This is a genomic window from Bradyrhizobium sp. BTAi1, assembly GCF_000015165.1.
GTDB lineage: Bacteria > Pseudomonadota > Alphaproteobacteria > Rhizobiales > Xanthobacteraceae > Bradyrhizobium > Bradyrhizobium denitrificans.
In genome coordinates this window covers 1,866,951-1,892,789 of record NC_009485.1, presented here as the reverse complement: position 1 = coordinate 1,892,789, position 25,839 = coordinate 1,866,951, and the positions used below count along the sequence as shown (strand labels likewise).

Below are 25,839 nucleotides of genomic sequence, written 5' to 3'. Positions count from 1 at the left end.
GATCATTCGAGCGTCGTCGAGAATGAAAAAAGGCAGCGCGGCGATCTTCCGCGCTGCCTTTTTCGGGACGTCGGGATCCCGCCTTGCGGTCAGAACGTCAGCGCCTTGGCCTGCTTGACCTGCGGCAGCGCCTGGATCTTGGCAAGCAGTTCGGCCGGCACGGCGCCGTCGATCTCGACCAGCGCGATGGCGTCGCTGCCGGCGGCGACGCGGCCGAGATGGAAGGTCGCGATGTTGATCTTGGCGTCGCCCAAGAGGCTTGCGAACTTGCCGATGAAGCCCGGCTTGTCCTCGTTGGTGACATAGATCATCGACTTGCCGAACTCGGCGTCGACGCGGATGCCCTTGATGTCCACGAGGCGCGGCTTGCCGTCGGCATAGACCGTGCCGGACACCGCGCGCTCCTGCTGCTCAGTCGTCACCGCGACCGTGATCAGGCTCTCATAGTCGCTCTCGCCGGCACGCAGCACCTCGTCGACGATCATGCCGCGCTCCTTGGCGATGACCGGCGCCGACACCACGTTGACCTCGCCCAGCATCGGCCGCAGCAGGCCTGCCAGCACCGCCGAGGTCAGCGCCTTGGTCTTCATCTCCGCGACCTGGCCCTCATAGGTGATCTGGATCTTGGTGATGCTGCTCTCGGTGAGCTGTCCGGCGAACGAGCCGAGCTTCTCGGCGAGCGCGATGAACGGCTTCAGCTTCGGCGCTTCCTCCGCGGTGATCGAGGGGAAGTTGATCGCATTCGAGATCGCGCCGGTCAGCAGATAGTCGGACATCTGCTCGGCGATCTGCAGCGCGACGTTCTCCTGCGCTTCCGTGGTCGAGGCGCCGAGATGCGGCGTGCAGATGACGGAGGGATGGCCGAACAATGGATTGCTGGTGGCGGGCTCTTCGGCGAACACATCGAGGGCGGCGCCCGCGACATGCTTGCTGTTGAGCGCCGCGAGCAGCGCCTGCTCGTCGATCAGGCCGCCGCGCGCGCAATTGATGATACGCACGCCCTGCTTCATCTTGGCGATCGCGGCGGCGTCGATGATGTTGCGGGTCTTGTCGGTCAGCGGCGTGTGCAAGGTGATGAAGTCGGCGCGCTTCAGCAGCTCGTCGAGCTCGACCTTCTCGACGCCGAGATCGCGCGCACGCTCCTCGGTCAGGAACGGATCGAAGCCGATCACCTTCATGCGCAGGCCCTGGGCACGGTCGCAGACGATCGAGCCGATATTGCCGCAGCCGATCACGCCCAGCGTCTTGCCGGTGATCTCGACGCCCATGAAGCGGTTCTTCTCCCACTTGCCGGCCTGCGTCGAGGCGTCGGCCTGCGGGATCTCGCGGGCCAGCGACAGCATCATGGTGATCGCATGCTCGGCGGTGGTGATCGAATTGCCGAACGGCGTGTTCATCACGATGATGCCCTTGGCGGTCGCCGCGGGAATCTCGACATTGTCGACGCCGATGCCGGCGCGGCCGATCACCTTGAGCCGCTTGGCGCGCTCGATGATCTTGGCCGTCGCCTTGGTGGCCGAGCGAATGGCAAGGCCGTCATAATCGCCGATGATGTCGGCGAGCTTATCCTTGTCCTTGCCGAGATTGGGCTGGAAGTCGACCTCGACGCCGCGATCTTTGAAGATCTGCACGGCGGCCGGGGACAGAGCATCGGAGATGAGAACCTTGGGCTTTGACATGACGATGGTCCTTCACGCCTTCCATCGAGGAGGGCGGCGCAGCGCGCCGGGATGAGGGGAAAGCTCGTGGGGTGGGCAAAGCAAAGCGTGCCCACCGCTCTCTCGCGTCAGGTTACATAGATGTTGGGCACAGCGCGCTACGCTTAGCTCAACTCTCGCAACTTATTTCGTCATTGCGAGGAGCACTTGCGACGAGGCAATCCAGACGTCCTGTTCGGCCCTGGATTGCTTCGCTGCGCTCGCAATGGCGGCGTCGCGCGAACCTCAGGCGGCCTTCGGCAGCGCGGCCTTGGCTTCCGCGAACGCCCAGTCGATCCACTGCGTCAGCAGCGCGACGTCGCTGGCTTCCACGGTCGCGCCGCACCAGATGCGCAGGCCGGCCGGCGCGTCGCGGTAATGCGCGAAATCGAAGCCGGCGTTTTCCTTCTCGACCAGCGACACCAGCTTCTTGGCAAACTCGGCCTGGGCATCGGCCGACAGCGCCGTGATGGCGGGATCGACCACCTTCAAGCACACCGAGGTGTTGGAGCGGATCGCCGGATCCTGGGCGAGGAAATCGATCCAGGGCGTGCGCGCCTTCCAGTCCGCTAGCACCTTGGTGTTGGCGTCGGCGCGCGCGATCAGCGCCTTGAGGCCGCCGATCGACTTGCCCCAGTTGAGCGCATCCAGATAGTCCTCGACGCACAGCATCGACGGCGTGTTGATGGTCTCGCCCTCGAAGATGCCGGCATTGAGCTTGCCGCCTTTGGTGAGGCGGAAGATCTTCGGCAGCGGCCAGGCCGGCTTGTAGGTCTCGAGCCGCTCGACTGCGCGCGGCGAAAGGATGAGCATGCCATGCGCGGCCTCGCCGCCGAGCGCCTTCTGCCAGGAGAAGGTGACGACGTCGAGCTTCGGCCAATCCAGGGCTTGCGCGAAGGCGGCCGAGGTGGCGTCGCAGATCGTCAGGCCTTCACGGCTCGCGCTGATCCAGTCGGCATTCGGCACGCGCACGCCGGAGGTCGTGCCGTTCCAGGTGAAGACGATGTCGGTGGCCGGATCGGCCTTCGACAGATCCGGAATCTCGCCATAGCCCGCATGCAGCTTGGTGACGTCCTTGAGCTTCAGCTCCTTGACGATGTCGCTGACCCAGCCTTCGCCGAAGGATTCCCAGGCGATCGTCGTGACCGGCCGCGCGCCGAGCAGCGACCACAGCGCCATCTCGACCGCGCCGGTGTCGGACGCCGGCACGATGCCGATCTTGTAGTCGGCCGGCACTTCGAGCACGTCGCGCGTCAGCTCGATGGCCTGCTTGAGCTTGGCTTTGCCGATCTTCGCGCGATGCGAGCGGCCGAGCGGGGCGTCCTTGAGATTTTCGGCGGTCCATCCGGGGCGCTTGGCGCAGGGGCCGGAGGAGAAATGCGGCACGGCAGGCCGCTGCGAAGGCTTCGCTGCAGTCATCGTCTATCCTTCCAGATAGTAAGCCTCCCGTTGGGGGGAGGTGTCCCGCTGGCGTGATTAAGGGAACGGCCGTTCCGCGTCAAGGAACTTCGCGGGCTGTTGGTCGCGCGTTCACGCAGAATTGGCTGGCATGCAAACAACCTCATTCCGGCGCCGCGCCGACGGGCGCCTGCCCGCTGGGTGGCCGATGCAGGAAGGTCATCGAGGCGTAGGCGCCGATCCACGAGCCGATGGCCGCAAAGCCAACATAGATCCAGTTCTCGGTGTAGCTGATCACCGCGAATGACGAGAGCATGTACCAGATCGAGCTCCACGTCGCGGCCGAAAGGCGCCGCCGCGCAACGACCGCCGAGGTGAACATGACATAGACTGCGTCGGTGGCCGCAGTCGCCAGCACGACGCCGAGCGCCGTGATTGGATTGATCGCCGACATCTCTGCTTCATCCTCCCCGCTGCCGTGCCGCACAATGCGACGACGTTGTCTCCTCGGGCGATCCATGCAGAATGACGCGAAGCTGCACGCGCCCACACAACAAGAAGGATACAGATATGGAACGCGTCCGTCTCGGCAGGAGCTCGCTCGAGGTCACCCGCCTCGGCCTCGGCACGGCGCCGCTCGGCGGCCTGTTCGAGCCGGTCAGCGACAGCGATGCCGAAGCCACCATCGCAACCGCCTGGTCGCATGGAGTCCGTTTCTTCGACACCGCCCCGCTCTATGGCTTCGGCCTCGCCGAGCAGCGGCTCGGCGCGTTCCTTCGCAAGCAGCCGCGCGACAACTATGTGCTCTCGACCAAGGTGGGGCGGCTGCTGCGACCCGATGTGGGCGCACCGCGCGAGGATCCGCACTACAAGGGCACCCCGCCGCTGAGACCACGGTTCGATTACTCCTATGATGGCGTGATGCGTTCCGTGGAAGAGAGCCTGGTCCGGCTCGGCCTCGACCGGATCGATATTCTGCTGGTGCATGATCCCGACGATCATTACGACGAGGCGGTTGCCGGCGCGTTCCGGGCGCTGCAGCGCCTGCGCGACGACGGCAGCATCAAGGCGATCGGCGCCGGAATGAACCAATCCGAGATGCTGGCGCGCTTCGCGGACGCCGCTCCGGTGGACTGCTTCCTGCTCGCCGGCCGCTACACGCTGCTCGATCAGGGCGCGCTGACGACGCTGTTTCCGATCTGCACGAGGAAGAACATCGCCATCCTGCTCGGCGGCATCTACAACAGCGGCATCCTGGCGAACCCTCATGGCCAGGCGAAGTTCAACTATGAGGATGCCGATGCCAGCCTGGTGGCCCGTGCGCGCGCGCTCGATGCCTTGTGCAAACAGCATGGCATCGCGCTGAAGGCGGCTGCGATCCAGTTCTGCCTCGCCCATCCTGCCGTCACCATCGGCCTGCAGGGGGCTCGCACGGCGCAGGAGGCGGCCGACAATATCGCGATGGCCCATGCCCCGATCCCTGCGGCGTTCTGGCACGCGCTGCGTGCCAGCCAGCTGATCGATGCGCATGCACCGCTACCGGGAGAGGCACGATGAGCCGCACCATCGACGCGCATCAGCATTTCTGGGATCCCGGCCGCGCCGACTATCCGTGGATGGCGGGCGATGCGCTGGCGCCGATCCGTCGCCCATTCGGCCCTGCGGATCTCGCCCCGCTGCTCGCTGAAAACGGTCTCGACGCCTCCATCCTGGTGCAGACCAGGTCATCGCTCGACGAGACCGAGGAGTTCCTGCGCATTGCACAGGAGACGCCGTTCGTTGCCGGTGTCGTCGGCTGGGTCGACCTGACCGATCCGCAGCTCGACGCCACGATCGATCGGCTGCGCCGCCTGCCGGGCGGCGACAGGCTGGTCGGCATCCGCCATCAGGTTCATGACGAAGCCGATCCGGCGTGGATCTATCGCGGCGATGTCAGGCGCGGCCTCGAGCGGGTCTTCGCTCACGACCTGACCTACGATCTCCTGGTCCGCACGCGCGAGCTGCCGGCCGCGATCGCGACGGCGCGCGCCTTTCCGCAGGCGCACTTTGTGCTGGACCACGCCGCCAAACCGCCGATCGCGAACGGGTTCGATCAGAATTGGGCCGATCGCATCGCGGAGCTCGCGGCCTGCGGCAACGTCTGGTGCAAGATCTCAGGGCTGGCGACCGAGGCGATCTGGCGCGATTGGAACGCCGAGCGGCTTTCGCCCTATGTGGCGCATGTGGCGCGCTGCTTCGGCCCCGACAAACTGATCTTCGGTTCGGACTGGCCGGTCTGTCTGCTCGCCGGCCACTATGGTGCCATCAAGCAGGCGCTGGAGCACTGCCTGACGCAGCTCGGCTCCGATATCCGCAACAAGGCGTTCGGCCCCAACACGATCGCTGCCTACCGGCTGCCGGCCTGATCGATCTCAGAACCGCATCACCATGCCGAAATGGCTCTTGGCGAAGCCAAGCCGCTCGTAGAAGCGCTGCGCATCTGTGCGGCTCTGATGCGTCATCAGCTCGACCAGGTTGCAGCCCCGGCCGCGCGCCTCGTCGATCGCCCATTGCAGAAGCAGTTCGCCAATGCCGCGGCTGCGCCGGTCCGCCGCGACGCGGACATCCTCGACCAGCGCGCGCGACGCGCCCTGCGAACTCAGGCCAGGCAGGATGCAGAGCTGCAGGCAGCCGACCACCTTGCCCGCGTCCTCGGCCACCACCAGACTGATATTGGCATCGCCCGAGATCGCCTCGAACGCCACATAGTATGACGCGGGCAACGGATCCTCGACGCGCTCCCGTGCCCGGCCGAGGTGATCGTCGGCGAGCATGGCAACGATGGCGCCGACATCGTCGCGCCGCGCCGCTCGAATGGTGACCGCCATGCGCCCTGTCATTCCCCTGTCATCTCCATGTCGCTCAGCCGGCCGGCCGCAGGCCAAGCGCCTGCTCGGCGTCGCCGATCCAGCGCCTGACCGCATCACGGCCCGACAAATCGAAACCGCCCTCGTGCGCCACGCGCGTATAGGCCAGCAGCGCGATATCGGCCAAGGTCAGGGTTTCACCGACGAGAAAGCGCGAACGCGCGAGCTGACGCTGCAGATGATCGAGCGCCGCATAGCCGCGCTTCACCTTCTCCGGATCGAGCTCGGAGGCCGGCTTGCCGAGATAGACCATGTGGAAGCGGCAGGTCGCGACGTAAGGCTCGTGGCTGTACTGCTCCCAGAACAGCCACTCGTCCATCCGTCCCTGTGCATAGGCGTCCGACGGAATGAGCCGGCTGCCGCGGGCAAGAAAGCGGATGATCGCGTTCGACTGCGCCAGTGGACGGCCGTCATCCAGCACGATCGTGGGGACCTGGCCCCACGGGTTCAGCGCCAGGAAATCCGGGGTGCGGCTCCCGCCGGTCATGATATCGACGTCACCCCAGTCATAGGGCAGCGCCAGATGATCGCACACCCATTTGACCTTCAGACAATTGCCCGATTTGAGATCGCCCAGGATCCGCATTCCATCCTCCGTTGCCGTCGAATGGAGAGCATCAGGCGCAGCCGGCGCTGTCAATCGCCCGGCGATCCGCAGGGCGAAGCAGCCTAGAATTTGTAGCCGACGCCGGCGCGGAACGAGTTGAGCGTCACCGCCGTATCCTTCACCGTCATGAACTTGACGTATTCCCATTCGCCGCGCGCAAACAGCCCGCCCCACATCATGTATTCAAATCCGAGACCGCCCGTCCAGCCGCCGACGAAGCTGTTGGTGCGGCTCTCGCCATAGGTCCTGGAAACGCTTGGCAGATAGGACGGCCCGGTCTGCGAAATGATCGCCCCGGTCGTCTGATTAACAAACGTATCCGTCAGATATACGTTCGTGGTCGCCACTCTCGACGTCTCCATTCGGCCGACGGCCAAGCCGCCAAAGACGTACGGCAGGAAGTTGTCAGCGGCCCAGCCGACCCGCCCGCGCAGTGTCACCACGTCCTTGATCTGTAGCGCAGCCGCGGCCTGGACCGAAGTACTGTAGGTCCGCGTCTCGTTGGCCGCCACCGTCTCGCCCGACGGATTGACGATATTGAGCGCCATCGAGCTTCCGGAGGAGCTCACCATCCGATTCATGTAGTTGTAGTTGACCTCGATGCCCCAGACCGTGTCTTCCCACTGGAAATTGCGGCCGACATAGACGCCGAAGCTCGATCCCTGGACATGGTTCTTGTTGAGGACCGACCATGTCGACGTTGGCGTCTGCAGAACACTGTTGCGGAAGATGAAATTTGTCAGCGACGCCGCGCTGCGGCTGAAATCCATGTCCGATGTCCCGTAGCCGAATTGGCCACCGACATAGTATCCGTCCCAATTGGCGCGTGCGCCGTTGAGCCCTTCGGTCAAGCCACCGCGCAGGACCGGGAGATCCGGCATGTCGGCCGCCTGCGCAGCCGAGACCATGCCAAACACCGAGACCGCCATCACCAGGCTACGCATCGCAACGCTCCAAATCAGCCACTTCACTCTGGAGCGATCATCGCGCGTTAACCTTAATCATTGGTTGCCGCGGCACGCGGACTGACAATTCTTTTACCAAACCTGCCCGCGACTCGGAAAAAGCAAAACGGCGCGGGGGGGCCCCGCGCCGTCAGACCAACTGATGGAGTCGCGCGTCTCTCAGCCCTTGCGGATCAGGGGCATCATCGGCGGAGGCGGCGGCGGCGGATTGTCGAAATTCCAGCGCAGGCCGAGCTTCAGGTCGTGCGAGGTGATGTCCTTGAACTTGAAGATGTTGCCGGTGGTCTGGCCATCATAGGTCGTCAGCACGCCAGTTCGTCCCTCGCCCATATCGACATAGCTGTACGCCAGTTCGAGCACCAGGTTCGGATTGACATTGTAGGCCAAGCCCGCATGTGCGGCCCAGGCGAAATTCCACTTCGAGGAGGTCGGCGCGCTGGCGAGGCTGGGCGCGTTCGTGAAGCTGTTGATGCCCGTGTCGGTGAAGTTCGCGATCGTGACCCGCGCACCGCCGACGCCCGCACCGACGAACGGCGTGATGCACCACCAGGTCCCGAGATCGACATAGGCATTGGCGAGCACAAGCCATTCGGACTTGCTGGCGCTGTAATTGTCGATGCCGCTGTAGGGCACGCCGTTCGCAGTGGCGTTGAAGCGATCGGTGCCCTTGAAGTTCGAATTGCCGCGATACTGGCCGGTGATATCGGCACGGAACCAGCTGTTGAAGCGATAGCCGACGCCGACGCCGTAGATGCCGGCGGTGTCAAACGCGGAGGTCTGATTGAACGACGTCATCGGCGTATAGGCCGATTCGCGCGTGTAATGAACGTCTTTGACCTTCTGATTGCTGAAGCCGATGTCGCCGCGCAGGTACCAGCCGCCAAAGTCCGCCGCCGGTGGCGGCGCATAGACCGGAGGAGGAGCAATCGGCATGTCGGCCGCGAAGGCCAAAGTGGAAAACAGAGAGGCCGCTCCTGCGGCGATCAAAGACTTAACGCTACGCATTGGCTTCGTCCCTTCGGCCGGTGAGGCCATCGGAAAGCGCGGCCCCACATCAAAACTGACCTCCGTACAATCGCAGCAAATGCTTAAGCAGCGCTTAACCCTAATAATTAAGGTTGACGTTTCCTGATCGATCTACAGCTATTCATCGCCCGTCAACGCATCCTAACAAATCGTTAGCGACGCTTCGCGTCAGGCTTGCGGCACACCAACTAATTAGTTGCTGCCGGCGAACCGATCAGGATCCGAAGCGAGCGGAGCGCGCTACGGACGAAGCAACCACGGCGCGATGGAACGAAGCCGACCACACGTCTGCTCCTCGCATGCCGATGCACTGCCGGCTGCGGCAGACGCGAGCCGATCACGGCCTCGGTCATGGACAGATGCGAAAAAGGCCTGCCACCCGATCGGGATGGCAGGCCTCGATTGCCAATCTGGCTGCGGCTGATCAGGCTGCGGCTGCGGCGTTGCCGACGGCGGTGACGATATCGTCGACCACCTCCTCGACCAGATCACGATCATCGCCCTCGCCCATCACGCGGATCACGGGCTCAGTTCCGGAGGAGCGCACCAGCAGGCGGCCATGGCCGTTGAGGCGCTTCTGCCCGGTGTCGATAGCCGATTTCACCGCGTCGGCGTCGAGCGGCTTGCCGCTGCGATAGCGCACGTTCTTCAGGATCTGCGGCAGCGGGTCAAACTTGTGGCAGACCTCGGAGACCGGACGGCGCAGCCGCTGCACGGTCGCAAGCACCTGCAACGCGGCAACGAAGCCGTCGCCCGTCGTCGCATAGTCCGACAGGATGATGTGGCCGGACTGCTCGCCGCCGAGATTGTAGCCGTCGGCCAGCATGCGCTCGAGCACGTAGCGGTCGCCGACCGGGGTGCGTACCAGTTCGAGCCCCTGCCCCTGCAGGAAGCGCTCCAGGCCGAGATTGGACATCACGGTCGCGACGATGCCGGGCCGCGCCAGGCGGCCGTCTTCCTTCCAGCTCTGCGCGATGACGGCGAGCAGCTGATCGCCGTCGACGATATGGCCGCGCTCGTCGACCAGGATGACGCGATCGGCGTCACCGTCGAGCGCGATGCCGATGTCGGCGCGCATTTCACGGACCTTCCGACAAAGAGCCTCCGGCGAGGTCGAGCCGCATTCCTTGTTGATGTTGAAGCCGTCCGGCTCCACGCCGATCGAGATCACGTCGGCGCCGAGCTCCCACAGCGCCTCGGGCACCACCTTGTAGGCGGCGCCGTTGGCGCAATCGACGACCACGCGCAGGCCGTCGAGCGAGAGGTCACGCGGCAAAGTGCGCTTGGCGAATTCGATGTAGCGATCATGCACGCCATCGATGCGGCGGGCGCGGCCGAGGCTCGCGCTCTGCGCCAGCTTCTTGTCGAGCGACTCGTCGAGCAGCTGCTCGATCTGCTTCTCGACATCATCGGACAACTTGAAGCCCTGAGGGCCGAACAGCTTGATGCCGTTGTCCTCGAACAGATTGTGCGAGGCCGAAATCATGACGCCGAGATCGGCGCGCATCGACTTGGTCAGCATCGCCACGGCCGGCGTCGGCATCGGACCGACCAGCAGCACATCCATGCCCACCGAGGTAAAGCCGGCGACCATCGCATATTCGATCATGTAGCCGGACAGGCGCGTGTCCTTGCCGATCACGACCCGATGGCGGTGCTCGCCGCGCTGGAACAGAAGACCCGCGGCCTGTCCGACCTTGAGCGCGAGTTCCGGCGTGATCAGGCCATTGGCGCGGCCACGAATCCCATCGGTCCCGAAATAGTTACGGCTCATACGACCCCCAGCAACAGCTCTCGATAGTCCGGGCCGACCGCGCCGAATCACGGCATCCGGCCGCCCGTTTAGTCCGCGGGTTATAGTCGCCTTAAAGCTAAGATGGCTTCAAAAAATGTGATGAATCATTACCACGAAACCGCCGTCACGTCCATAAGACATTGTTAAGACTAATTTTTCCCTGATGCCGCGACGGCATAGGACGGCGCCTTGACGGCGGCGGCCCGCACTGCGGCAGCTCGCTGGAGGTGCTTATATGCCGCACAACATCCAGAGGTTTGCTGGTTGGGCGCGGTTGCGGCGGATCGCCCGCGCCGGATTTGGCAGCCGCCGCAAAGATGCTAGAGGACTGGCAAGCTGAGCAAGACTGTCGGTGGGGAGCCGAAGACCGCGATGAAACACATTACCTGTATCGAAGACCTGCGTCTGCTGCACAAGCGCCGCGTTCCCAAAGCCTTCTTCGACTATGCTGATCGCGGCTCCTATGCGGAGGAGACGCTGCGCGCCAACCGCGACGATCTGCAGAAGATCAAGTTTCGCCAGCGCATCCTGGTCGACGTCTCCAAGCGCGATCTCTCGACGACGATCCTCGGCGAGCCCTCGTCGATGCCGCTGATCCTCGCCCCGGTGGGCCTGCTCGGCATGCAACATGGCGACGGCGAGATCCACGCCTGCCGCGCCGCGCAGGCCGCCGGCATTCCCTTCACCCAGAGCACGATGTCGATCTGCTCGATCGAGGACATCGCGGGCAGCGTCGAGAAGCCGTTCTGGTTCCAGCTCTACGTCATGAAGGACCGCGGCTTCATCAAGGCGCTAGTCGAGCGCGCCATCGCCGCCAAGTGCACCGCGTTGTGCCTGACGGTCGACCTGCAGGTGATCGGCCAGCGCCATCAGGACATCAAGAATGGCATGAGCGTGCCGCCGGAATGGTCGCTGTCGAAGCTGTTCGACTTCGCCACCAAGCCGGCCTGGGTGCAGGGCGTGCTGCAGGGCAAGCGCCGCACCTTCGGCAACATCGCCGGGCACGTGAAGAACACCGAGGATCTCACCAAGCTCTCGGCCTGGACCGCCTCGCAGTTCGACACCTCGCTGAACTGGAAGGATGTCGACTGGATCCGCTCGATCTGGCCGGGCAAGCTGATCATCAAGGGCATCCATGACATCGAGGACGCCAAGCTCGCGGTCGAAACCGGCGCGCAGGCGATGGTCGTCTCCAACCATGGCGGCCGCCAGCTCGACGGTGCCCCGTCCTCGATCCACGTGCTGCCGGGCATCGCGGACGCGGTCGGCGACAAGATCGAGATCATGTTCGATGGCGGCATCCGCTCCGGACAGGACGTGATGCGCGCGCTCGCGCTCGGCGCCAAGTCCTGCATGATCGGCCGCGCCTATGCCCACGGTCTCGGCGCCGGCGGCCAGGCCGGTGTCGCCAAGGCCATCGACATCATCCGCAACGAGCTGCTGACCACGATGGGCCTGTGCGGCGTCAACACGGTGGCCGAGATCGACCGCAAGGTGCTGGCGGACTAGATCATGATGCGTTTCCACGGAAACGCATCATGATCTTTCCTCTTTGTTTGAGCATGATCTTTTCGGAAAACCGGTTTCCACTTTTCCGGATCATGCTCTAGCAGGCCGTTGAAGAAGTCTGCTTTCGGTCGGATTTGAGTGTCCGGGTCGGCTGGTAAGCGCCGAGTGTCGGCTTTTTGCGGCGCTTGGGCCCTGAGCCGAGGTGCCTCATGCGGTTGCCTCCAACAGTCTTGGCAGGCGGATCAGATTGTAGGCCGCCAGCGCCAGCTTGAAGGCGGCATCGACGCGGGCGCGGCCTCGGAACTTGACCTTGGCAAGGCCGGCCGAGGCCTTGATCCAGCCGAACACCTCCTCGATGCGCTTGCGGCAGCGTTGGCTGACCGCGTAGCCGGCGTGACGCAGCGTTCTCCGGTCGATCGCGGTCTTGCGTGGCTTGCCGGTCTTGCTCAAATGCCCGTCGATGGCGATGTGCGGCGTCACCGAACGGCTTCTCAGCTCTCCGACAAAGTCGGTGACGTCGTAAGCCTTGTCCGCCCCCAGCGTGATCCGGCGCGTGCGATCGCCGCGATGGCGGTCGATCAGTTCCAGCGCCTGATCCCGCTCCGCGGTGCCGGTTGCCTGGCTGACGCCGCCCAGCACGGCGAGGCCATTGCGGTTCTCCATTAAGGTATGAGCCATATAGCAGAGCTTCGCCGGCTGGCCCTCGCCCTTCTTGTACAGCCGCGCCTCGGGATCGGTCGTGCTCTGATGCGTGTCGTTGCTGCGCTTTTCCTTGTGGAAGCTGCGCTCGGCGTTGCGCCCCGGCCCGTCATTGTCCTGATCGCCGCCGTCCTTGCGGCGGAAGCTTTTGATCGACGCCCCACGCCTCGATCAGCGTGCCGTCGACCGAGAAGTGGTCGCTCGACAGCAGCCGCTTCACCTCGGGCCGAGCCAACAGCGCCGTCAGAAACTTCGCCGCGATCTCGCCCTCGAGCAGCCGGTCACGGTTCTTGGAGAAGGTCGAATGATCCCATACCGCGTCGTCCACGCCCAGGCCGACAAACCAGCGGAACAGCAGGTCGAAGTCCAGCCGCTCCATCAATTGCCGCTCCGAGCGAATGCCGTAAAACGCCTGCAGCAGCATCGCCCGCAGCAGTTTCTCCGGCGCGATCGACGGCCGGCCGAACGCGGTGTAGAGCGCTTCGAAGTCCCTTGAAAGGTCAGCCAGCGCCGCATTGGCGAGCCGCCGGATCGTGCGCAGCGGATGGTCGGGCCGAACCCGAGCCTCCAGGTCCACATAGCTGAACAGCGCCCCAGATCGTTCGTCACTTCCCCGCATCGTCTTCCCCACGAAGCATCCGCATCCAAGAGAATCACGATCAGAAGCTTGTGGCCAGCGCCTTTTTCAACAGCCTGCTAGACGGCCGATTCCAAAGTCTGTGTCCTGTTGATAGGGACATTGAGACCCCCGCTGTCATCGTCCGCGAAGGACGATCCAGTACGCCGTGACGGTTCAGCTCGATATCGTCTGCCGCGAATACTGGATGCTCCGCCTTCGCGGAGCATGACAGCGTCGCTCGTCCGCTCGGACATTCGTCAGGATGCGGCGTCGGCAAAGATGAGCTGGATCACATCGGCGGTGTGATGCCGTCGCGGCCGACGCTGACGCGGCTGGTCTCGAAGGAGCCGTCGGGCAGTTGCTTGATCGTGGCCATCACCTTGGCACCGGCCTTCAGCTCGGACTTGTCGCCGGGCACGAAGGTAACGATCGGGGTCTCGGGCGCGATATCGATGCGCTTCTCGCCGCCTTTGTATTTGACCAGCAGCGTATGGCCGTCGGTCGACACCGAGCTTTCGGACACTGTGGCGTTGGTCATGCTCGAATTCGGCTTCAGGTCCCACGACCGCGAGCCTTCGCCGGTGCCGCGCATCTCCTCCGGGAAGATGTGAATCTCGACCGCCTTCGGCGCGCCGTCCGGCCCGGGCACAGTGGTGGCGCCGATGAACGAGCCGGGCTTGATGTCGGCGAGGTCGGCCTTGACGACGCCGGACACGCGCAGATCGCCCGCCATGCGCAGCTTGAAGATCTCGCCGCTGCGCGCTTTGACCGTCATCGTTTCCGCGTCCACGCTTTCGACGGCGCCGCGGACGCGCGTCGGCACGGGGGCCTGCTGCGCGATGGCAAGCATGGAGGTCGTTGCGACCATGGCAAATGCAACAGCGGGGCGTATCAGGGCGAAACGGAAGGACATGCAGGGGACTCCAGGGGCTGTCTGGCTAGGCCTCTCATGCGGGGCCGCACGCGATCCCGCTCGAGAATACGTGGAATGAGACGCTTGTCGGCGGCGCTTATTCCATTCTCAAGTCATTGTGAGAATGACTGCCCCACCGACCGAGCCTTCGCGGACGCCCCTCAACGCGGGCAGACGCTCAGCGCGGCTGCGCCGGCAGCAGCTCCGGCCGATACTCGAAATGCATCGTGTCGTAGTGATACCACCGGCCGCCCCAGATGAATCCGTGCCGCTCGAAGATCTCGACGATCTGCTGCGGAAAACGATTCTTGTAGGGAATGGACACGGACGATCTGGCGTTCCACAGCCAATAGTCGGAATAGTCCAGGTTCAGATCGATCGCCGCCGCGTAGCCGTGCATGCTCATCCGGCCCGTATCGGCCACCGGACGGCAGGACAGAACGCCCGCGATCGGAAAGGCGGCGCGCTTGATCTTGGGGTCGAGATCGTCGATCTCGCTGGATATCTCCGTCAGCCGCTCGGCAATGCCATTGATGCGCGTCACCTTGACTGTCTTGCCAAAACTCTTCGGCAGCCAGGTGATCGAGACGAGATGCCCGGCTACGCCGCCTGCGTTGCAGTCGCCATACATCTTCTTGAAGAAGGCCTCGTTCCTGAAGCGCCCGGGATCGGCGTTGACGGCGGGCGGCGATGGCGCGCCGAGTGGATAGGACAGGCTGAGCTGATCGAGGATGGTCGCGTTGCGGAGCTTGTCGGCGAAGGGGCGCTCCGGATCGAGTTGGCCGACCGGCATGCGCGTGCCGTCGCGCCAGATGACGACCTCGTCGTCATGTCCGGCCAGCGCTTGCGGATAGGCCTGCACCAGCCGGTCCAGCATGCTGCCGATCGTTTCGCAGCGCACGGCCGACGCGGACAGCCACTGCAGGCAGACGCCGATCGCCAGGAGGCGCAGAGCCGAGGGACGGGTCACGGCCGCCTGCTCATCTGATCAATCAGCTTGACGTTGGTCTCCTCGACCCCAGTCAGGGTCGGATTCCAGGTCGACGGCACATACCAGGCGAAGCGACCGAAATAGGCCTTGAGGTCCGGCGCATCGAAGAAGCGCCCGCGCCGGGCAAAGATTTCGTTCTTGGCCAGCCGCAACTCGGCCTTGGACAGCCGCGCCAGTTCGGCCGCGGTCAACAGGCGGCGGTCGGAGTCGGGAAAGATGAATCCGCTGGTCCCGCCATTTTCGGCGCGATCGAGCAAATCGACATTGGCGGCCTCGACCGGGTTCAAGACCGGATCCCAGGTGCGCGGCACGTACCAGGAGAACCTGCCGAAATAGGCCGTCAGCTCGGGCGAGGAGAAATAGCGTCCGCGGCGCGCGAAGATTTCATTGCGGGCAATGCGAAGCTCGTCCTTCGTACGTCCCTGCAGGTCGGCGGCGGACAGCAAGCGCTGGTCGGAGTCCGGGAATACGAACTCGGCCGATCGCGGCGCGCTGGCCATGGCCGGCGCCTGTGCTGGTGGCGGTGAGACGGCTGCAGCGACCGGTGCAGCAGCCAACTGCCCGTCCGCAGGCCCCGCGAAGTAGAAGGAGCCATCGATCGGGGACGAAGCGACCCAGGGCTGCTGCGCGCTGGCCGTGGCCTTCTTCACGGAAAGGCCGACCTGGTTGAAGGCCTGCAGCACGTCCAGCCCTGGCCGCTGCACCGCATCGACCAGCGCGCGCGTGTACGGGCTGTGTCCATCATCGCCATCGAGCGCCACATTGCCGGGCTGCGTCGCGTAGGACAGGATCGTGCCTTCAGGTGCGCGGATCTGCGCCAAGCCGCCATCGCTCGATCGCAGGCCGCGTCCCCCGAACGGATTGTTACGGCAAGCATCGAGGATGACGATGTTCAGCTTGGTGCCGGCCGCTTCCATCTGGCGCAGCACGAGGCCGACATCGACCATCATGAAATCGACATCGGCTTCGCGCGCCGGATTGGCGCTGATCGGCACGAGGTAGTTGGTGCCGCGCACCTGGATGCCGTGGCCCGCGTAGTAGAACACGGCGACCTCAGCACCGAGCAGTTGCTTGCTGAAGGTCTGGATCACCTGGTCGAAACGCGACTTGTCGAGATCGAGCTGTGCAGCTCCGCCGACCAGGGTGAAGCCCAGGCGTTGAAAGGTCTCGGCGACGAGGCGCGCATCATTGGCCGGATTGGCAAGCTTGCCGACACTTTGATAGTCCGAATTGCCGACCACCAGAGCGATCCGGCTCGCGGCCCTGCAGGGCGCCACGCCGAGCAGCACCAAGACCAAAATACCGATCGCCAATCGCCGCATCATCCGTCCTCAAAATCCGGACGTCGTTCTAGCTCGCCGGATCGACCAAATCGACCGTGGCATTGCGGCGATATTGCATCGCGGGCCGATCTCGACAGCCGGGAGACCGCTATCTGTTGCGGAGATCGGCCTCGACGAGTGCGCGCAGCTCAGGCGTCACCTGGGGACGCTCGCCGAACCACAATTCAAAGCCGCGCACGGCCTGATGCAGCAGCATGCCGAGGCCGTCCGCCGTGCGCAGTCCGCGCGCGCGGGCAGCCACGAGCAACTGCGTCTCCAACGGCACATAGACGATGTCGACCACGACGGCCTGCTCCGGCAACCGACCGATCTCGATCGCCAGCGGCGGCTGGCCATGCATCCCGAGCGAGGTCGTGTTGACGAGCAGCCCGGCCTGCGGCAGCAGCGCGCTGACCTGCTCCCAGCCGCCGGCGACGACGCGGGGGCCGAACTGATCGGCCAGCGCCTGCGCGCGCGCGGCGGTGCGATTGATGACGTGAACACGGCCGATGCCGCGCTCGAGCAGGCCGAACACGACGGCCCGGGCGGAGCCGCCCGAGCCGAGCACCAGCGCCACATCGGTGCGGTCCCAGCCAGGCGCCGCGGCATCGAGATTGCCGACGAAGCCTTCGACATCGGTGTTGGTCGCACGCAAGATCCCGTGCTCGTACCACAGCGTGTTGGCCGCGCCGACCGCGCGGGCACGGGAGTCCGGCTTGGTCAGCTCCAGCACCCGCTCCTTGTGCGGAATCGTGACATTGGCGCCGACAAAGCCGCGGCCGTGGAGATGCGTCACGAAGTCAGCCAGCTCTTCCGGCGGCACGGCCTCGATCGTGTAGCCGCCGGCGATGCCGAGCTTGTGCAGCCAATGATGATGGATCAGCGGCGAGCGCGAATGCGCGGCAGGCCACCCGATCAGGCACGCGGCGCGGGGTTTGGCAGCGAGGGTCATGGCGCTGACATCGGACAAGCTCCGGCCGGAGTCAATGCTCGCCGGCCCAGCCCGCCGGCCAAGTGGCGCTGGTGACAATTGCCCGAGACCGCGTCGGTCAGCTCGCCGCCAGCCCGTCGGCGATCTCCTCGCCCGCCGTCTCCCGGCCCTTGATGTCGGCCACGGCGCGCTCGATGGTCTCGCGGTAGCGCACCAGCGGCGGCCGCACGCCGTGGGTCAGCAAGGCCCGGCGCACCGTCGGCGAGGCCCCGGTGATGAACAGCCGGATGCCCTGGCGCTTGGCTTTGGCGGCGACGCGGCTCATGGCATTGGCCGCCGTCGAATCGAGGAACGGCACCGCGGCGAAATCGACCACGAAGGCCTTGCGCCGGTCGGCGATGGAATCGAGCACGGTGCCGACCGTCGAGGCGGCGCCGAAGAAGAACGCGCCGGTGATGCGATAGACCAGCACATCCTTGTCGGCGCTGAGCTTGGCATCATACGGCACACGCGCGCCATCCTCGAAATCGGCGCGGTCCTGCGCGACCAGCGGCGTGCCGTCCTCGACCCCGGTCATCTGCGCCATGCGGTTGATGAACAGCACGGCGCCGAGCGCGAAGCCGACCAGGATGCCTTCGGTGAGGTCGCGAAAGATCGTCAGCCCGAAGGTGGCGAGCAGCACCGTGGCATCGCCCCAGGACGAGCGGATCAGGGTCAGGAATTCGTGCTTCTCGGCCATGTTCCAGGCCACCACGACCAGCACGGCGGCGAGCGCCGACAGCGGGATGTAGCTCGCCAAGGGGGCGGCGATCAGCATGAACACCAGCAGGAACAGCGAATGCAGCATGCCCGAAACGGGCCCACGCGCGCCGGCGCGGACATTGGTCGCGGTGCGCGCGATGGTGCCGGTGACGCAGATGCCGCCGAACAGCGCCGATCCGATATTGGCGAAGCCCTGCGCCACCAGCTCGCAATTGGAGCGATGGCGCCGGCCGGTCATGCCGTCGGCGACGACGGCCGACAGCAGCGACTCGATCGCCCCGAGCAGCGTGAAGGCGATCGCATCGGGAAACACCGCCTGGACCTTGGCCAGCGAAAATGCCGGCAGCGCCGGCGCCGGCAGCTCGCGCGGAATGCCGCCGAAGCGCGTGCCGATGGTCTCCACGGGCAGCTGCAGCGCAAAGGTGATGATGGCGGCAATGACGACCGCGATGAGGATGCCGGGCCAGGTCGGCCGCAGTTGCTTCAGCCAGACGATGATGACGATGGACATCACGGCGAGCGCAACCGCCGGGATGTTCGCGGTCGGCGCGCCATGCGCGAGCGCGACCAGCTTGGGGATCAGCTCGCCCGGCTCCTTGCCGGGCAGCGTGATGCCGAACAGATCCTTCAGCTGGCTGGCGAAGATGATGACCGCGATGCCCGCGGTGAAGCCGACCGTGACCGGATAGGGAATGAACTTGATGTAGGTGCCGAGCCGCAAATAGCCGGCGATCACCAGCATCACCCCGGACATCATGGTGGCGACCAGCAGGCCGTCGAGGCCCTGGCGGTCGACGGTCGCGGCGACCAGCACGATGAAGGCGCCGGCCGGGCCGCCGATCTGGAAGCGGCTGCCGCCGAGCAGCGAGATCAGGAAGCCGCCGACGACGGCCGTGTAGAGGCCACGGCCGGGCGAAACACCGGAGGCGATGGCGATGGCCATCGACAGCGGCAAAGCGACGATCGCGACCGTCAAGCCCGCCAGCGCATCGGCGCGCAGATCGGCCAGGCCATAGCCTTCGCGCAGGACCGTCAAAAGTTTCGGTGAATACAGCTCCGCGAAGGTCGGCTGATGACGTCCGACCGATCCCCGCGCATTATGCTCGCTTGCGATGCTCATGCCCATCACGCTCCCGTCGCGCCATCGGGGCGGACGACCACCGACGATGCGTCTCACACGGAGCTTCAGACCCCCGTGCCGCGCGACAGGCCTCAACCCGCGCTATCGCGCGCAATGTCAGTTTGACGGCCCAAGCGGCGGGGCGATCCCGGGTCCTTCAGGCGAACACCACGCCCGCCATCCTCGCTGCGGGCATGCTCGCCGATCAGATCCACGCCCGCACGATTGAGCGCATCGACGACCTTGGTCAGCGAGTCCACCACGCCGCGGACGTTGCCTGTGGAGGCTTCCATCCGCTGGATCGTCGGCAGCGACACGCCGGCCAGCTCGGCCAAGGTTTTCTGATCTATCCCGAGCAGCGCCCGGGCTGCTCGCATCTGGAACGACGTGATCACGATGGCCTCACGTAGCACACACCATAATTGATGCATGAGACAAAGACAATGATGTAAAATACATCACATCGATCCAAAAGCAAGCGCCGGGCCGGGGATCGCCCGCGGCTGCCGTGCCGTCACGCCGGCTCAGGTCGGACCCCATCGGGGGAATTCGAGCCGGACCGTCGTCCCGCCATCGCTGCTGTAGGTCAACCTGCCGTTGAGCTGGGCCGCCAAGCCCTGACAGATCCGCCAGCCGAGGCTGTCGCCCGCGCCGGGATCGGCATCCGCCGACATGCCCTGGCCGTCGTCCGAGATCGTCAAGGCGTAATGCGTGGCATCGAGCGGCCGCATGTTGACCCGGATGGTCCCCGCTTGTCCCGGGCCAAAGGCGTGTTTCAACGCATTGGTGACCAACTCCACAACCAGCAGCGACAACGCCGTCAGGCGTGTCAGATCGAGTTTCGCCGGCACGAAATCGACCACGCAGGTCACCTCGCGCGCACCGCTCGAGTCCAGGACATCGTTGCAGATCTCCTGCAGATAGGGGCCGATGTCCACGTCCATCCGGCCGGGATCGTGCAGCATGCGGTGGATCCGGGAGATGGTCTGCAGCCGCGCCTGCGCCTCGTCGAGGATCCCGATCGCGCGGCTGGGATCGGCGATCGCCTGCCGCTTCTGCATCATCAGCAGCCCGGCGATGAACTGGATGTTGTTGGCGACCCGGTGCTGCAACTCCTGGAACAGCACACGCTGGTTGTCGTAAAGGCTTTCGGAAACCGCCCGCTCCTGCCGCAGCCGCTGGGCCGCCTCATGCATGATGTGGATCAGCGTGATGTCGACCGCGACGATGATCGCGTAGAAGCCGAGCGCGAGCGCAGTCTGATAGCCGGAGCCCGGAATGAAAACGGACCAGGCGAGCAGGCCGGACAGCACGGCGCAGAGCACGCCCGGCCCGAAGCCGCAGAAGAACGCCGTCAGAATGACGGCCGGGAAGAAGGTCAGATAGGGAAACCCGTCCGGAAGCGTATCGACGAGAGCGAGCCGCAGCACGAAGGCAATGAATGTCGCACCGATGGCGATCGCGTAACCGAGCAGAGCACGCCGGCGGAGCTTTTCAGTGGCGTCGGCGGCGCGCAGATAGAATGGAGCGTGCGGGAGCTTTTTGGTCACGGGACACTTGAGCGGGGACGGACAACCGCGCGGGATAACGCGGGGCCCTCCCGGCCGGGAACCCGCCGCACACGCATGGGATGAGCTGCTGACCTGCATCAGCGGATGGCGGCGGAATATCAGCTCCGCTGCCCTGCATCATAGCACCAACTCGCGGCCGCTGAAGGTGCAGAAGTGCACATTTTGCCGCATTGCGGCCGGCTCCGGCCCGCCCCGATGCCGATCGGAGCCCTGCCCATCACAAGCCGTGGCCGAGCCGCAAAGGCTCGGCCAGCTTCAGGCTTGGTTGCGGCGATGCCGCTACGCCGCGTCGCGGTGCGAAGCAATGATGTGGTCGGCGGCGCGGCCCGTCACCTCGGCCATGTGGTCGAACTGTCGGGTGAAGCTGCCGGCGCCGGCGGTGGCCGAGCGTAGTTCGACGATCAATTCGCCGATCTCCGCCTCCGGCATCATGGCGCGGACGCAGTCCCAGCCCGGCCAGCCGTCGCGGGTGTCGAACGACAGGATCTGGCCGCGCCGTGCCGACAGAATCGCGTTGATCCTGGCGGTCGCCTCGGTCGGACAGACGATCTCGACGGTGTGGATCGGCTCCAACAGCACCGGCTGGCACTGCGGCAGTCCTTCGCTGACACCGACCCTTGCAGCGGTCCGGAACGCAAGATCGGACGAGTCGACGCTGTGATAGGAGCCGTCGGTGAGCGTGACCGCCACATCGATCACGGGAAAGCCCAGCGGCCCCCGTGCCAAGGCGTCGACCACGCCCTCTTCCACCGCCGGGATGTAGTTGCGCGGCACCGCGCCGCCGACCACCTTCTCGGTGAACTGGAAACCTTCGCCGCGCGGCAGTGGCTTGATATCGAGCACGACGTCGCCGAACTGGCCATGGCCGCCGGACTGCTTCTTGTGCCGGCCGCGCTGGGTGATCGGCTTGCGGATGGTCTCCTGATAGCCGATCGCAGGCGCCTGCGATTTGACATGGACGCCGAAACGGTCGCGCAGCCGCTCCAGCGCGACGCGGAGATGCATCTCGCCCTGCCCCCACAGCACCGTGTCATGGGTGCGCGGGTTCTGCACCATGGTCAGCGACGGATCCTCCTCGTGCAGCCGCTGCAGGGCCTGGCCGAGCTTGACGTCGTCCTTGCGGTCGAGGGCGGCGATCGAGAGCGCCAGCACCGGCGGGCATGGATCGATCTTGACCAATGCCTGCGGCGCCGTCTTGCCGGTCGCGATCGTGTCGCCAGTCTTGACCACGTCGAGCTTGCCGAGCGCGACCGTATCGCCGGCCTCCGCAGCGGCGCGCTTGCTTTCATAGGCACCGGTCGCGGCGAGGATGCCGGAGACGCGCGCGGCCTCGCCGGAGGCGGCATGCAGCGTGGCGCCGTCGTCGAGATGGCCGGACAGCACCCGCGTCAGGGACAGCTTGCCGCCGTGCTGCAGATGCAGCGTCTTGAAGACGTAGCCGAGCGCCTCCTTGGTCTCCGTCACGCCGAGCCGCTTTGCAGTCTCCGCGATGCCGGGCGCCTCGTGGCGCAGCGCCTTCATCAGCCGGAGCACCCCGTTTTCGCGCAAGGCCGAGCCGAGCAGCACCGGGCAGATCAGGCCATCGCGCAATTCGCGCGCGAGATCATCGAACACCGCATCACGCGGCGGCGGGATGTCCTCCAGCAGCTGCTCCATCAGCGAATCGTCGTGATCGGCGAGCTTCTCCAGCATCGAGAACCGCGCCTCCTTCTCGCGGTCGAGATTGCCGCCCTCGAGCGCAATCACCTCGGACGCCTTGTGCTCGCGATAGATGAAGGCGCGTTCCAGCGCGAGATCGACGAAGCCCTCGATCAGTTCGCCGTTCCAGATCGGGATCTGGCGCAGCACCAGCGGCACGCGCGACGCCGGCTGCAGGGTTGCGAGCGTCTCTCTGATGCGCGCATTGGCGCGGTCGATCTTGTTGAGAAACAGGAAGCGCGGAATCCGCAGCTCCTCGAGCTCGCGCAGGATGATCTGCAATTGCGGCAGCTTCTTCTCATCCGCCTCGCAGACCACGATCGCGGCATCGACCGCTGGCAGCGCCGCGCGCATGTCGTGCGCGAATTCGATCGAGCCGGGACAGTCGAGGAATGTGTAGCTGTCGCCCATGAAGGTGGTCGTCGCCGCCGTCATTGCGACGCTCATCTTGTGATGACGCGCCTCCGCGCTGGCATCGCCGACGGATGTGCCGGCATCGACGCTGCCGGCGCGCGGAATCGCGCCCGTCCGTGCCAGGATCGCCTCCAACAGGGTGGTTTTACCGCTTTGGAAAGGGCCCACCAGCGCAATGCACCGTGGACCTCGGGGACTTCTCAGGTCTTGTCCCATTCGCCGCCTCCTCGTTGTGGAGCTCGGCCCTTGATTGGGTCGGCAAAGCCGAATGCTCTGCCTGGTCTGCCGCTTTGGCAAGCAGGAGACCCGCGAAAAACGTTGCTGCACTGCGGAGAACGCACCGTTCTTCCCGCACGATAGCGGGAAGAGCGGTGGTCACGGCAAAGGCAGGATCAACGTCCCGGGCGCAATTCGAGACTTTCCAGACCGGCTGATACCGCCAGCCCCACTTGTCCCTGGACGCTCAGCGGCTGCAGCGCGATCGAATTGGCCGAGCCGCCGATCAGCACGTTGCCGCCGAGCCCGACGCCGACCGAGGCCGATCCCTGCGCGCCTGCATAGTCCCCCGAGAGATCGCCCGCCCCGAGCCGCGCCACCGGCGCATAGACCACCCAGGCCAGCAGCGATTCCTGGGTGATGCCGAGATCGACGCCCACCTTGCGGATGGTCGCGACGTAGCGATCCTCCGGCAGCCCGTCGGCGCGCAGCACGCAGCCGAGATGGGTGACCGAACCGACGATGAAGCCGATGCTGGCGCCACCGCGGCATTCGAGCACGCCGACGCGTACGCGATCTTGCGCCTGGGCGGCGCCGGCCATGCAGAGAACCGCAGCAGTGAGCCCGGCGAGGAGGGTCGAGCGCATGAAGAAACTCCGGCTGAGATGAAGGTGTGATGCAGACCCGTCGACCGAACCATGATCACGAGCTGTCACATCTATGGCACAAGCCGTACCGCCGCACCAGATTTGCCACTGAGGCTCAGGCGCCGCGGCCGTTGTCGCGAACGCTGTTGCGACGGGTTCGCTGCAGACGGGCCGTATGCATGCTCAGCGATAGAAGCGCGAGAAGTAGGACGATGAACGGCTCGGGCTCGGATGCATCGGCAGCAGCGGCATGAGCTCGACTTCGGTAACGCCCGCCGCCAGATTGATGCCGGTTTGCCCCTGGAGACTGATCGGCTGCAATGCGGTCGCGCGGCCGGAATCACGAAACAGCAGGCTGCCGCCAAAGCCGACCAGAGCGGCAGCGTTGGCCGTCAGCCCGCCATAGCGGCCGCGCAGCTCACTGCGACCGAAATCGTTGACGGGTGCGTTGACCGCCCACGCCATCTTGGTCTCGTCGGTCAGCCCGAGATCAAGACCATAGCGGCGGACCTTGGCGACATAGCGCTCCGGCTGGCGGCCCTCGCTGCGAAACACGCAGCGCAGTCGAGCCTGGGACATCACGAGCTTGCCCGAGGTCCTGCGCCCCTCGCATTCGAGCACGCCGGCCCGCATGGGCCGGGCTGCATGGGCCTGCGCGAGCGGGGCGAGCACCCCGAGCAACACGATCGACAGCACGAGCAGCCGCATCCCACTCCAACCCCAAGCCAGCACACTTGCCGCCCGACAAGAGAAAGGCGCCATGTTGAAAACATGGCGCCTTTTGGTGCGGAACTTGGCTGCAGGAGAATCGAGAGCGGCTGTTGCCGGATTACCTCAGATTACCGCAGAACCTCTGGATGCGCTTGCAGGCCTCCTCGAGATCCGACGTCTTGGTGGCGTAGGAGATGCGGAACGCCGGGCCGAGGCCGAAGGCCGAGCCGTGCACCACGGCCACGCCCTCGGTTTCCAGCAACTCGGTGACGAATGTCTCGTCATTGTCGATGACCTTGCCGGACGGCGCGGTCTTGCCGATCGTGCCGGCGCAGGACGGATAGACATAGAACGCGCCTTCGGGCCGCGGGCATTCGATTCCGCTCGCCTGGTTCAACATCGACACCGCCAGATCGCGGCGCTCCTTGAACACCTTGTTGTTCGCCGGGATGAAATCCTGCGGACCGTTCAAGGCCTCCACGGCCGCCCATTGCGCGATCGAGCACGGATTCGAGGTCGACTGCGACTGGATCGTCGCCATGGCCTTGATGAGGTTGGCCGGGCCGCCGGCATAGCCGATGCGCCAGCCGGTCATGCAATAGGCCTTGGAGACGCCGTTCACGGTCAGCGTACGGTCGAACAGCGACGGCTCGACCTGCGCCGGAGTCGTGAAGACGAAGTCGTCATAGACGAGGTGCTCATACATGTCGTCGGTCATGATCCAGACATGCGGATGCTTGACCAGCACCTCGGTGAGCGCCTTCAGCTCGGCCTTGGTATAGGCGGCGCCGGTCGGGTTCGACGGCGAGCACAGGATCAGCCATTTGGTCTTCGGCGTGATCGCCTTCTCCAGCGCCTCCGGCTGCAGCTTGAAACCATGCGCGGCCGTGCAGACCACCGGCACGGGCTCGCCGCCGGCGAGCGCCACCATCTCCGGATAGCTGACCCAATACGGCGCCGGGATGATCACCTGGTCGCCCGGATTGATGGTCGCCATCAGTGCATTATAAAGCACCTGCTTGCCGCCGACGCCGACGATCACCTGGTTCGGCTTGTAGGTGAGCCCGTTCTCGCGCTGGAACTTGCCGATGATGGCTTCCTTCAGCTCAGGGATGCCGTCGACCGCGGTGTACTTGGTCTTGCCAGCCTGGATCGCCTTGATGGCGGCGTCCTTGATGTTATCAGGCGTGTCGAAATCCGGCTCGCCGGCGCCGAGGCCGATAACATTGCGCCCCGCCGCTTTGAGGACACGCGCTTTATCCGTGACCGCGATGGTCGCGGACGGCTTCACACGGTCGAGCGCAGCGGCGAGAAAGGACATC

Annotated in this window: 23 protein-coding genes and 1 pseudogene; 4 read left to right on the top strand and 20 right to left on the bottom strand. The window is 65.2% G+C overall.

Annotated features, from left to right (window positions below):
• Positions 1-89: 89 nt before the first annotated feature.
• The 3 genes from serA to BBTA_RS08490 form a co-directional block, all read right to left on the bottom strand.
• Positions 90-1,679 (bottom strand): phosphoglycerate dehydrogenase, encoded by a 1,590-nt coding sequence (gene serA, locus BBTA_RS08500; protein WP_012042059.1) that lies wholly within the window; start codon positions 1,677-1,679, stop codon positions 90-92.
• 264 nt (positions 1,680-1,943) lie between these two features.
• The gene (locus BBTA_RS08495) at positions 1,944-3,116 is read right to left on the bottom strand and encodes a phosphoserine transaminase (protein WP_012042058.1); all 1,173 of its coding nucleotides are present in this window, start codon (positions 3,114-3,116) and stop codon (positions 1,944-1,946) included.
• A 142-nt stretch (positions 3,117-3,258) separates the two neighbouring features.
• On the bottom strand, positions 3,259-3,549 hold the full coding sequence (locus tag BBTA_RS08490; RefSeq protein WP_012042057.1) for a hypothetical protein: 291 nt from the start codon (positions 3,547-3,549) through the stop codon (positions 3,259-3,261).
• A 116-nt stretch (positions 3,550-3,665) separates the two neighbouring features.
• Here BBTA_RS08490 and BBTA_RS08485 point away from each other — a divergent pair, with 116 nt between their 5' ends.
• Both BBTA_RS08485 and BBTA_RS08480 read left to right on the top strand, forming a co-directional pair.
• Entirely contained in the window at positions 3,666-4,652 is a 987-nt protein-coding gene (locus tag BBTA_RS08485; RefSeq protein ID WP_012042056.1) for an aldo/keto reductase, read from the top strand.
• Entirely contained in the window at positions 4,649-5,500 is an 852-nt protein-coding gene (locus BBTA_RS08480; RefSeq protein ID WP_012042055.1) for an amidohydrolase, read from the top strand. The genes BBTA_RS08485 and BBTA_RS08480 overlap by 4 nt, the downstream gene beginning before the upstream one ends.
• A 6-nt stretch (positions 5,501-5,506) precedes the next feature.
• Here the strand turns inward: BBTA_RS08480 and BBTA_RS08475 are convergent, their stop codons facing one another.
• From BBTA_RS08475 to BBTA_RS08460, 4 genes are all read right to left on the bottom strand, one after another.
• Entirely contained in the window at positions 5,507-5,962 is a 456-nt protein-coding gene (locus BBTA_RS08475) for a GNAT family N-acetyltransferase (RefSeq protein WP_012042054.1), read from the bottom strand.
• A 34-nt stretch (positions 5,963-5,996) separates the two neighbouring features.
• On the bottom strand, positions 5,997-6,587 hold the full coding sequence (locus BBTA_RS08470) for a glutathione S-transferase family protein (protein ID WP_012042053.1): 591 nt from the start codon (positions 6,585-6,587) through the stop codon (positions 5,997-5,999).
• 83 nt (positions 6,588-6,670) lie between these two features.
• On the bottom strand, positions 6,671-7,552 hold the full coding sequence (locus BBTA_RS08465) for an outer membrane protein (RefSeq protein WP_041750485.1): 882 nt from the start codon (positions 7,550-7,552) through the stop codon (positions 6,671-6,673).
• A 180-nt stretch (positions 7,553-7,732) separates the two neighbouring features.
• Complete coding sequence (locus BBTA_RS08460; RefSeq protein ID WP_083780627.1) at positions 7,733-8,578, bottom strand: outer membrane protein; 846 nt, start codon at positions 8,576-8,578, stop codon at positions 7,733-7,735.
• Between BBTA_RS08460 and BBTA_RS40680 the strand changes: the two genes are divergently transcribed.
• Positions 8,505-8,705, top strand: coding sequence for a hypothetical protein (locus BBTA_RS40680; RefSeq protein ID WP_041750484.1), 201 nt, complete (start codon positions 8,505-8,507; stop codon positions 8,703-8,705). The two genes, BBTA_RS08460 and BBTA_RS40680, sit on opposite strands and share 74 nt — an antisense overlap.
• A gap of 318 nt (positions 8,706-9,023) precedes the next feature.
• Here the strand turns inward: BBTA_RS40680 and glmM are convergent, their stop codons facing one another.
• The gene (glmM, locus tag BBTA_RS08450; protein WP_012042050.1) at positions 9,024-10,373 is read right to left on the bottom strand and encodes a phosphoglucosamine mutase; all 1,350 of its coding nucleotides are present in this window, start codon (positions 10,371-10,373) and stop codon (positions 9,024-9,026) included.
• Between the two features lie 393 nt (positions 10,374-10,766).
• Between glmM and BBTA_RS08445 the strand changes: the two genes are divergently transcribed.
• Entirely contained in the window at positions 10,767-11,903 is a 1,137-nt protein-coding gene (locus BBTA_RS08445; protein WP_012042049.1) for an alpha-hydroxy acid oxidase, read from the top strand.
• A 207-nt stretch (positions 11,904-12,110) separates the two neighbouring features.
• On the opposite strand, the pseudogene BBTA_RS08440 reads toward BBTA_RS08445, so the two are convergent.
• The 12 genes and pseudogenes from BBTA_RS08440 to BBTA_RS08385 all read right to left on the bottom strand — a co-directional run bounded on the left by BBTA_RS08440 (position 12,111) and on the right by BBTA_RS08385 (position 25,838).
• A pseudogene (locus BBTA_RS08440) lies at positions 12,111-13,221 on the bottom strand (IS5-like element ISBrsp7 family transposase).
• A 289-nt stretch (positions 13,222-13,510) separates the two neighbouring features.
• Positions 13,511-14,071 (bottom strand): hypothetical protein, encoded by a 561-nt coding sequence (locus tag BBTA_RS08435; protein ID WP_012042048.1) that lies wholly within the window; start codon positions 14,069-14,071, stop codon positions 13,511-13,513.
• Between the two features lie 241 nt (positions 14,072-14,312).
• The gene (locus BBTA_RS08430; protein WP_012042047.1) at positions 14,313-15,104 is read right to left on the bottom strand and encodes a M15 family metallopeptidase; all 792 of its coding nucleotides are present in this window, start codon (positions 15,102-15,104) and stop codon (positions 14,313-14,315) included.
• Positions 15,101-16,447, bottom strand: coding sequence for a YARHG domain-containing protein (locus tag BBTA_RS08425; RefSeq protein ID WP_148221593.1), 1,347 nt, complete (start codon positions 16,445-16,447; stop codon positions 15,101-15,103). Before BBTA_RS08425 ends, BBTA_RS08430 begins: the two co-directional genes overlap by 4 nt.
• A 109-nt stretch (positions 16,448-16,556) precedes the next feature.
• Complete coding sequence (locus BBTA_RS08420; RefSeq protein WP_012042045.1) at positions 16,557-17,399, bottom strand: shikimate dehydrogenase; 843 nt, start codon at positions 17,397-17,399, stop codon at positions 16,557-16,559.
• Between the two features lie 97 nt (positions 17,400-17,496).
• Entirely contained in the window at positions 17,497-19,260 is a 1,764-nt protein-coding gene (locus BBTA_RS08415; protein ID WP_012042044.1) for a SulP family inorganic anion transporter, read from the bottom strand.
• A 92-nt stretch (positions 19,261-19,352) separates the two neighbouring features.
• The gene (locus BBTA_RS08410) at positions 19,353-19,655 is read right to left on the bottom strand and encodes a helix-turn-helix domain-containing protein (RefSeq protein ID WP_041751332.1); all 303 of its coding nucleotides are present in this window, start codon (positions 19,653-19,655) and stop codon (positions 19,353-19,355) included.
• A 129-nt stretch (positions 19,656-19,784) separates the two neighbouring features.
• The gene (locus BBTA_RS08405; RefSeq protein WP_012042042.1) at positions 19,785-20,810 is read right to left on the bottom strand and encodes a sensor histidine kinase; all 1,026 of its coding nucleotides are present in this window, start codon (positions 20,808-20,810) and stop codon (positions 19,785-19,787) included.
• A 300-nt stretch (positions 20,811-21,110) separates the two neighbouring features.
• Positions 21,111-23,159, bottom strand: a complete 2,049-nt coding sequence (locus tag BBTA_RS08400; RefSeq protein WP_041750482.1) for an elongation factor G — start codon at positions 23,157-23,159, stop codon at positions 21,111-21,113.
• Positions 23,160-23,335: 176 nt separating this feature from the next.
• Positions 23,336-23,806 carry a DUF992 domain-containing protein gene (locus BBTA_RS08395; RefSeq protein WP_012042040.1) on the bottom strand — a complete coding sequence of 157 codons (471 nt, stop codon included), beginning with the start codon at positions 23,804-23,806 and terminating at the stop codon, positions 23,336-23,338.
• A gap of 183 nt (positions 23,807-23,989) precedes the next feature.
• Positions 23,990-24,514 carry a DUF992 domain-containing protein gene (locus BBTA_RS08390; protein WP_012042039.1) on the bottom strand — a complete coding sequence of 175 codons (525 nt, stop codon included), beginning with the start codon at positions 24,512-24,514 and terminating at the stop codon, positions 23,990-23,992.
• A 121-nt stretch (positions 24,515-24,635) separates the two neighbouring features.
• The gene (locus BBTA_RS08385; RefSeq protein ID WP_041751331.1) at positions 24,636-25,838 is read right to left on the bottom strand and encodes a pyridoxal phosphate-dependent aminotransferase; all 1,203 of its coding nucleotides are present in this window, start codon (positions 25,836-25,838) and stop codon (positions 24,636-24,638) included.
• Position 25,839: the final 1 nt, after the last annotated feature.

Excerpts from the sequence above, each read along its gene's own strand:
- BBTA_RS08460 (WP_083780627.1), bottom strand. The coding sequence starts at position 8,578 with ATGCGTAGCGTTAAGTCTTTGATCGCCGCAGGAGCGGCCTCTCTGTTT.
- BBTA_RS40680 (WP_041750484.1), top strand. The coding sequence starts at position 8,505 with ATGTCGGCCGCGAAGGCCAAAGTGGAAAACAGAGAGGCCGCTCCTGCG.
- BBTA_RS08475 (WP_012042054.1), bottom strand. The coding sequence starts at position 5,962 with ATGGCGGTCACCATTCGAGCGGCGCGGCGCGACGATGTCGGCGCCATC.
- glmM (WP_012042050.1), bottom strand. The coding sequence starts at position 10,373 with ATGAGCCGTAACTATTTCGGGACCGATGGGATTCGTGGCCGCGCCAAT.
- BBTA_RS08390 (WP_012042039.1), bottom strand. The coding sequence starts at position 24,514 with ATGCGGCTGCTCGTGCTGTCGATCGTGTTGCTCGGGGTGCTCGCCCCG.
- BBTA_RS08425 (WP_148221593.1), bottom strand. The coding sequence starts at position 16,447 with ATGCGGCGATTGGCGATCGGTATTTTGGTCTTGGTGCTGCTCGGCGTG.
- BBTA_RS08420 (WP_012042045.1), bottom strand. The coding sequence starts at position 17,399 with ATGACCCTCGCTGCCAAACCCCGCGCCGCGTGCCTGATCGGGTGGCCT.
- BBTA_RS08445 (WP_012042049.1), top strand. The coding sequence starts at position 10,767 with ATGAAACACATTACCTGTATCGAAGACCTGCGTCTGCTGCACAAGCGC.
- BBTA_RS08490 (WP_012042057.1), bottom strand. The coding sequence starts at position 3,549 with ATGTCGGCGATCAATCCAATCACGGCGCTCGGCGTCGTGCTGGCGACT.
- BBTA_RS08415 (WP_012042044.1), bottom strand. The coding sequence starts at position 19,260 with ATGAGCATCGCAAGCGAGCATAATGCGCGGGGATCGGTCGGACGTCAT.
- BBTA_RS08485 (WP_012042056.1), top strand. The coding sequence starts at position 3,666 with ATGGAACGCGTCCGTCTCGGCAGGAGCTCGCTCGAGGTCACCCGCCTC.
- BBTA_RS08470 (WP_012042053.1), bottom strand. The coding sequence starts at position 6,587 with ATGCGGATCCTGGGCGATCTCAAATCGGGCAATTGTCTGAAGGTCAAA.
- BBTA_RS08395 (WP_012042040.1), bottom strand. The coding sequence starts at position 23,806 with ATGCGCTCGACCCTCCTCGCCGGGCTCACTGCTGCGGTTCTCTGCATG.
- BBTA_RS08465 (WP_041750485.1), bottom strand. The coding sequence starts at position 7,552 with ATGCGTAGCCTGGTGATGGCGGTCTCGGTGTTTGGCATGGTCTCGGCT.
- BBTA_RS08385 (WP_041751331.1), bottom strand. The coding sequence starts at position 25,838 with ATGTCCTTTCTCGCCGCTGCGCTCGACCGTGTGAAGCCGTCCGCGACC.
- BBTA_RS08435 (WP_012042048.1), bottom strand. The coding sequence starts at position 14,071 with ATGCTTGCCATCGCGCAGCAGGCCCCCGTGCCGACGCGCGTCCGCGGC.
- serA (WP_012042059.1), bottom strand. The coding sequence starts at position 1,679 with ATGTCAAAGCCCAAGGTTCTCATCTCCGATGCTCTGTCCCCGGCCGCC.
- BBTA_RS08400 (WP_041750482.1), bottom strand. The coding sequence starts at position 23,159 with ATGGGACAAGACCTGAGAAGTCCCCGAGGTCCACGGTGCATTGCGCTG.
- BBTA_RS08480 (WP_012042055.1), top strand. The coding sequence starts at position 4,649 with ATGAGCCGCACCATCGACGCGCATCAGCATTTCTGGGATCCCGGCCGC.
- BBTA_RS08495 (WP_012042058.1), bottom strand. The coding sequence starts at position 3,116 with ATGACTGCAGCGAAGCCTTCGCAGCGGCCTGCCGTGCCGCATTTCTCC.